Below are 7,287 nucleotides of genomic sequence, written 5' to 3'. Positions count from 1 at the left end.
ATTGGTGGCGAAAGATTGGCGCGAACGGACACGTTCAACCGAGCTGATGTACGGCGAGGTGTATGGCGCCGTGTCGCAAATCCCCGGTCTGCGGGTCTTTCCGCGGCTCGACCCGCCGCTGCCGACGCCGGGACAATATGATGTCGAACTGATCCTGGAAAGTCAGTTGCCTGCCGAGCAGTTGCTGGAAACCACAGGGGCCGTGCTCGGCGCCGGTTGGCAGAGCGGAAAATTCCTCTACGTCGATACGGACCTCAAGATCGATTTGCCCGAGGCTCGGGTCGTGATCGATCGGGAACGGCTGGCCGACTTGGGATTCGACCTGGCCCGTGTCGGCCAGGAGCTGGGCACGTTGCTCGGCGGCGCCTATGTGAACCGGTTCAATTTCTATGACCGGAGCTACAAGGTGATCCCGCAGATCGGCGACAAGGATCGGGCCACTCTCGATCCGCTGCTCGACTTGAAAATCAAGACGCCCGGCGGGCAGTTGGTCCCGGTTTCGACGTTTACCCGCATTGAGACCAGCACTGCTCCGCGAACCTTGAATCGTTTTCAGCAACGCAATGCGGTCCGCATCTTCGGCGGAGTGAAACCGGGCGTAACGAAGGACGAAGCGCTACGGGTGCTGGAAACAGCTGCCGCGGCCGCCGCCGGTTCTCGCGCGACCCTCGATTATGCCGGCGAGTCGCGCCAGATCAGGCATGAGGGGTCGGCGCTGATCGTGACGCTGGGCTTTGCAGTCGTGCTGATCTATCTGGTGCTCGCCGCGCAGTTCAAGAGTTTTCGCGATCCGTTGATCGTGCTGCTGGGTTCGGTGCCCTTGGCTATCTCCGGGGCGCTGGTCTTCAGTTTTCTGGATCTGACCACGATCAACATCTATTCGCAAGTCGGTTTGATTACGCTGGTGGGGTTGATCGCGAAGAACGGCATTCTCATCGTGGAGTTCGCCAACACGTTGCAAGCCCGCGGCCTGTCCAAGACGGCAGCATTGCGTGAAGCCGCCATGACGAGACTGCGGCCGGTGTTGATGACCTCGGCGGCGACGGTGTTCGGCCACCTGCCGTTGGTGTTGGTGTCGGGGCCAGGCGCGGCGGCGCGCAACAGTATCGGGATGGTCCTGGTTACAGGCATGACGGTCGGGACGCTGTTTACGTTGTTCGTCGTGCCGGTGTTCTATTCGTTGATCGCGACGCGACATCAGCCGGCGGAGGAGCTTGAAGCCGCGGAGGAGCCTAGCTTGCAGCTTGCCGGTGCAAAGGGGTGAATGGAGAACCATGCTGAAGATTACGTCGGAGCAGACAGGAGATTCCGCTCGTCTGACCCTGGAGGGAAGTTTGAGCGGGCCTTGGGTGACGGAACTGGAACGGGTATGGCAAACCGTACGGCAGTCCGGGATGTTCGCTCCCGTCGTGGAACTGGTCGGCATCACGTTCATTTCGGAGGAGGGCAAGGCCCTGTTGGCCAGGATGTGGCGGGAAGGCGCGGCCTTGATCGCCCATGGCTGCTGCACCAGGCACATCGTGGGTGAAATCACCGGGACGGGACCGGTCGGGGCGTCCGGCCAGTGCGATCCCGCATAGGATTGGTCGATCATGCGTTTTGTCGTCTTCATCATCGGGCTCGTTATGTTGACCGGCTGTGCGGTCGGCCCCGACTACTCCCGTCCGGACCTGCAGGTGCCGAACGGTTTCCGAATGGCGGTCTCGGCTCAGGAAACGGAGTCCTTCGCCAATCTTCCCTGGTGGGACCTGTTGCAGGATGAGGAATTGCGCCGCCTCATTCGCATCGCACTCGCGGAGAACAAGGATCTGCAGCGGGCGGTGGCGTCCGTCGAGGAATTCCAATCGCGCCTGTTCATTTCAAAAATGGATTTTGCCCCGAAGGCCGATGTCACGGCCAATGCGCCCTCCTTCGGTCGCAAGGCGAACTTTCTATTTCCAGGGTTCCCCAATCCATTCAACTATTATCTGCAGGGAAATTTATCCTGGGAGATGGATATCTGGGGACGGGTTCGTCGCTCGAATGAGGCCGCGAGAGGAGACCTGTTAGCCAGAGAGGAAGCCCGACGCGCGGTCGTGCTGCAACTCGTGAGTGGTGTGGCGGAGGCCTACTTTGAGTTGCTGCAGTTCGATATGCAGCTTGGCGTCGCACAGCGCACGCTGAAGTCCTGGGAGGAATCGGTTCGGATTGCCGAGGCTCGACTGCGGCAGGGCATGATTTCGCGCATCGACGCGGATCAATTCGAGGCGGAACGGGCCAACGCTGCGGCCCGGGCGGCGGAATTGACCAGACAGATGGTACAGAAGGAGAACCAGCTGAGCGTTCTCCTCGGGCGACCGCCGGGGCAGGTGGCGCGGGGCCGTTCCCTGACGGAGCAGGTGTTGCCGCCGGACGTCCCTGCGGGTCTTCCATCGGAATTGCTCCAGCGCCGCCCCGATCTGGTGCAGGCCGAACAGGAATTGGCGGCGGCCACGGCAAGGATCGGCGTGGCCAAGGCGGATCGATTTCCGAAGCTGAGTATCACCGGCATTCTGGGCGTAGCCAGTCCGCAATTGTCACGGCTGGTTGCCGACGAGACGGCGTTCGGGGTGGTGGGGCCAGGATTGGCGGGGCCGTTGCTGAATGCGCAAATTCTCGGCTTTCAGCAGGACGCAGCCGAGGCCCAGAGTCGTGAGGTGCTGGCGCGATACGAACAGGCGGTGCTGGTCGCGTTTCGCGAAGTGGAGGATGCTCTGGTCGCGGTGCGTACGGCGCGGGAACAGCGGGACGCGCAGGCGCAGCAGGTCGACGCGTTACGGTCGGCCTTGCGGCTGGCGAATCTTCGCTACAAGGGAGGGCTGGCCAATTACCTTGATGTGCTGGTGGCGCAACGCAATTTGTTTGAGGCGGAACTGGCCCTGACCGGCACCCACCGGCTGCAATTGGTGTCCGTGGTGCAACTCTACAAAGCGCTGGGTGGTGGATGGTCACCGCTGGACATGGCGCAACAGCAGCCGGGACAGGCGCCGGGAACGCGAGGACCAGCAGTCCCAGCGACCGATGTGGTACCACCTGGCCGTGGATGACCGGCTCGTTGGTCCGGCTGCCTCCTCCCAGCCTTTCGCCTCGTTGGATCATTCCTCTCGCCTCCCCGTCCGGAACGTTGACAGTCTGCCCACCAGGCAGTAGGGTCTGTCGCTGATGAAGAGGCGAGCGAACCGGTCATGAGACCAGCGAGTCGAGCGTACGACGGAAGCCAAGGGATGGCAGAGACAGACAAGGAACGGCCGGGACCCATCACGACCTTGCTGGTAGAGGATCACCGACGCCTGGACGGGCTGTTGTGCTCGTCGAGAGCCACGGCCGATCAGAATAATCAAACAACCTACGATCAATTTCGCGCAGGACTGCTCAGGCACATCGGCATGGAAGAAAAGCTGTTGTTGCCTGCGGTGCAGCGCTGGCGTGGCGGGGCCCCGTTGCCGGTGGCGGCAAAGCTACGGCTCGACCATGGTGCGCTGGCGACGTTGCTCATGCCCACCCCGACGCCTCAGATCCTGGCGACGATTCGCCGGATCCTCTCAGACCACAATCCATTGGAAGAAGGTCCGGAGGGGCTCTACTCCCTCTGCGACCAGTTGCCGACCGACGAGATGGAACCGCTGCTGGCTGCCCTGCAGGCCGCGCCGCTTCCGATCGTCATGCGGCATTCCGACAGCCCGGCGGTCATGAAAACCTTGGAAGGCGCGTTGGCTCGGGCGGGGTATCGCCTGGAACCGATCGCTGCACTTGACGTGATCGAGCCACGATGACACTGCGCAAGGGTCCGACACGATGACGATCCGCCACCCGCGACGGCTCCCGCTCCTCGCACTCGGCATGATGGCCTTGCTGACGGGGGTCTGGGCCGGACTCGCCCGTCTCGGCTGGAATGTTCCGCTCCCTCGTCCGGACTTCTCGTTTTTGCATGGTCCGCTGATGGTTTCGGGTTTTCTCGGGACATTGATTAGTCTGGAGCGTGCGGTGGCTCTCGGCCAGCGTTGGGCCTATGCGGCGCCGCTCCTCACTGGTCTTGGCGCGCTGGTCTTGGTTGCAGGCGGTCCGCTGGTCGTGGCACGACTGTTGATGCTGGGCGGCAGTGCAGGTCTGGTTGCGATCTTTGCGGCCATCATCCGTCGGCATCCGGCACTGTACACATCGACGATGGGCGTGGGTGCCGTCGTGTGGCTGTTGGGCAATCTGCTTTGGTTGCTCGGTCGGCCCGTCTTTCTGGTCGTCTTCTGGTGGGCGGCCTTTCTGCTCATCACCATTGCCGGTGAACGGTTGGAGCTCGCCCGGTTGCAGCAGGTGCCGAGAGGGGCTCAGGCAGTATTCCTGTTTCTGGTGGGACTGCTTCTGAGTGGGCTGCTTCTGTTGGAATGGTCGTTCGACGCCGGGGTTCGTCTGGCCGGTGCGGGGTGTATCGGCCTGGCCCTGTGGTTAGGTCGTCATGACATTGCCAGGCGAACGGTCCGACAAACCGGGCTGACGCGCTTTATCGCCGTCTGCCTGCTCAGTGGCTATGCCTGGTTGGGCATAAGCGGGTTGGCGGCCTTGAGCTATGGCGGTGTGCCGGTGGGGCCACAGTACGACGTCATCTTGCACGCGTTTTTTCTGGGCTTCGTGTTCGCGATGATCTTTGCCCATGCGCCGATCATCTTTCCGGCGGTGCTCGGTGCGCGGATGACGTATCGTCCGTTGTTTTATGCGCATGTGGTGCTGTTGCAGGCGACGTTGCTGATGCGGCTGGTCGGTGACGCGGCTGGGTGGGGTGCGGGACGGCAAATGGGCGGGTTGTTGAATGCCGTCACGCTGGTGCTGTTTCTTGCGAATACGGTCACGGCGTTGGGGAGCCTGCCGGATCGGTCCGGTGCCGCGACTCGCGCGCCGACCTGATGCGGACGATGATGAAAATGGTGTCGTGCTCAGCACAAGGGAGCCTTGGATGACCACAGAGAAACACGCAACAGGATCAGACCCTCGGGTGACGGAGGCCCTGCGTCAAGTGGTGGATCCCGAGTTGGGGATCAACATTGTCGATCTGGGATTGGTCTATGGCAGCGAGGTGTGTGATGGTCAGGTGCATGTCACCATGACGATGACCACGCCCGCCTGCCCGATGGAAGAGTTATTGATGGAAATGGTGCATTCGGCGATCATGCGCGAGTTGTCCGAGGCGCGCGCGGTCGACGTCGATCTCGTATGGGACCCACCTTGGAAGCCGGACATGATGAGCCAGGCAGCGAAGGCCCAACTCGGCCGGACGTGAGGCGAATCCCGTGACTGCGGGCAGGGACTCTGCTGTGCCTGTCCGCGAGGGGCCTTGTCATGAGCGAGGAGTCATCCACATCTCTCCGCGCGGCGGTCGAGGAGCTGTACCGGACCCAGTCGCGGCAGGTCCTCGCGACGCTGATTCGTCTGCTCGGCGATTTCGACGCGGCGGAAGAAGCGCTGCACGAAGCCTTTACGGTGGCTGTGGAGCAGTGGGAGCGGGAGGGGATCCCCGCGAATCCACGGGCCTGGCTCGTGTCCACCGGCCGGTTTAAAGCCATTGATGGCATGCGCCGCCGCGCTCGCTTCGACGCATCCCTGGAAGAACTCGCCCGTCAACTTGAAACCGCTACGATCAGCCTCGATGCCGAGTCGCTCGACGAACATTCGGTGGAGGACGACCGGCTGCGGCTGATCTTTATCTGCTGCCACCCTGCCCTGACGCCGGAGGCGCAGATCGCCATGACCATGCGGGAAGTCTGCGGGCTGACGACCGAAGAGATCGCGCGGGCATTTTTGACCAAACCGGCGACCATCGCGCAACGAATTGTCCGGGCCAAGGCCAAGATTCGTGATGCCCATATCCCCTATGACGTGCCGCCGCAAGAGGAGTTGCCCGGGCGAGTGGACGCGGTCCTGCGCGTCGTCTACCTCGTGTTCAACGAAGGCTATTCCGCCTCGTCCGGGGACGCCGTCACCCGCCATGATCTGTCCGGAGAAGCCATTCGTCTCGCTCGTGTCCTGGTGCAACTCCTCCCAGACCCGGAAACGATCGGATTGCTTGCGCTCCTGCTGTTGCAGGATTCGCGGCGCGACGCGCGCGTCTCGGAATCCGGCGACGTGATTCTGCTCGAAGATCAGGATCGAACACGTTGGAACAGGGATTTCATTACGGAGGGGGCCGCATTCGTGCAGCGGGCGTTCTCGATGGGGGAGGTCGGCCCCTATGCGATTCAATCGGCGATCGCCTCTATCCATGCGCAGGCGGCCAGCGCGGCTGCGACCGACTGGCGCCGCATCGTCGATCTCTACGATTTGCTGCTCAAAGCTGAACCATCGCCGGTGGTGGAACTGAATCGTGCGGTCGCCGTGGCGATGCTTCACGGCCCGGAAGCGGGGCTGAGGTTGATCGATGACCTGTTCGCGCGAGGGGAACTGCAGACCTATCACCTAGCCCATGCGGCGCGCGCGGACCTCTGTCGCCGGTTAGGACGGACGGACGACGCACGTCGTGCCTATGAGCAGGCGCTCGGTCTCACCCGGCAGGAGCCGGAACGGCGATTTCTTGAGCGCCGGCTGCTGGAAGTCTCTGGCCAGGGCTCCTAAGCAGGCGATCGCTTGCCTAACCAGTTGAACAATCGAGGAATCAGGTGGAGTATCGAAACATAATCAAGCCTTGTCGAATTTGGTCGTAGCCGACGACTATCTTGTGAAACCGGTGAGTGTGTGAAGGGGAGCGTGACAGGTCGATCACCGGGGGGAAGGATGCCTCGCCTGACGGCGGGTTGATGCCGCGCATGTACCCGGGGCAGGGCATCACCAACTATGTGGCGGTGCCTTCGGTCAGCCGGGCGGCCGCGAAGGTGCAGAAACTCGATGGGGCGGTATGCACACCGAAGACCGAGGTGCCGGGCATGGGCTCCTTCGCCGTCTGCAAGGACACGGAGGGCAATGTGTTTGCCTTGTAGGAGCCGCTGCAACGCAAGGACTAGAAACCGCTCCAGTCTGTAATCCCTGAGCAGGAGGAGAGGATGAAATACCTCTGTTTGGTCTATATGGAAGAAAAGCATCTGCACGCGATGTCGCAGGCCGAGCGCGTCGCGTTGTCCGACGAGTCGATGGCGTATTGTGAGGCCCTGACGAAGCAGGGTGAGATGTTGTCTGCCTCGCCATTGCACCCGGTGGACACGGCCACGACGGTTCGGGTCCGCAACGGGAAGGTGACGACCACCGACGGGCCCTTCGCCGAAACAAAGGAACAATTGGCCGGTTATCTGC

The 7,287-nt window shown here is 62.3% G+C and carries 9 protein-coding genes; all 9 read left to right on the top strand.

From position 1 onward, the window contains the following. Positions 1-1,264: efflux RND transporter permease subunit (locus KF784_19170; GenBank protein ID MBX3121186.1), on the top strand; the 1,264-nt coding region annotated here is incomplete at its 5' end. A 10-nt stretch (positions 1,265-1,274) separates the two neighbouring features. Continuing rightward, positions 1,275-1,580: a hypothetical protein gene (locus tag KF784_19165; GenBank protein MBX3121185.1), complete on the top strand. Its 306-nt coding sequence runs from the start codon at positions 1,275-1,277 to the stop codon at positions 1,578-1,580. A gap of 12 nt (positions 1,581-1,592) precedes the next feature. Continuing rightward, complete coding sequence (locus KF784_19160) at positions 1,593-3,065, top strand: efflux transporter outer membrane subunit (protein ID MBX3121184.1); 1,473 nt, start codon at positions 1,593-1,595, stop codon at positions 3,063-3,065. A 177-nt stretch (positions 3,066-3,242) separates the two neighbouring features. Beyond that, the gene (locus tag KF784_19155; protein MBX3121183.1) at positions 3,243-3,791 is read left to right on the top strand and encodes a hemerythrin domain-containing protein; all 549 of its coding nucleotides are present in this window, start codon (positions 3,243-3,245) and stop codon (positions 3,789-3,791) included. A 22-nt stretch (positions 3,792-3,813) separates the two neighbouring features. Next, positions 3,814-4,914, top strand: a complete 1,101-nt coding sequence (locus KF784_19150; protein MBX3121182.1) for a hypothetical protein — start codon at positions 3,814-3,816, stop codon at positions 4,912-4,914. Positions 4,915-4,963: 49 nt separating this feature from the next. Continuing rightward, a complete protein-coding gene (locus KF784_19145) occupies positions 4,964-5,287 on the top strand; it encodes a metal-sulfur cluster assembly factor (GenBank protein ID MBX3121181.1) in 324 nt (107 codons plus the stop codon). Between the two features lie 59 nt (positions 5,288-5,346). Beyond that, positions 5,347-6,615: an RNA polymerase sigma factor gene (locus tag KF784_19140; GenBank protein ID MBX3121180.1), complete on the top strand. Its 1,269-nt coding sequence runs from the start codon at positions 5,347-5,349 to the stop codon at positions 6,613-6,615. Positions 6,616-6,797: 182 nt separating this feature from the next. Then, positions 6,798-6,977 carry a hypothetical protein gene (locus KF784_19135; GenBank protein MBX3121179.1) on the top strand — a complete coding sequence of 60 codons (180 nt, stop codon included), beginning with the start codon at positions 6,798-6,800 and terminating at the stop codon, positions 6,975-6,977. Positions 6,978-7,040: 63 nt separating this feature from the next. Then, positions 7,041-7,287 (top strand): YciI family protein (locus KF784_19130; GenBank protein ID MBX3121178.1); only part of this gene is annotated, 247 nt, incomplete at its 3' end.

This window comes from Fimbriimonadaceae bacterium (genome assembly GCA_019638775.1).
Classification (GTDB): domain Bacteria; phylum Armatimonadota; class Fimbriimonadia; order Fimbriimonadales; family Fimbriimonadaceae; genus JAHBTD01.
Note: the sequence above shows the minus strand (reverse complement) of the source record. Positions and strands in the feature narration are given on the sequence as shown.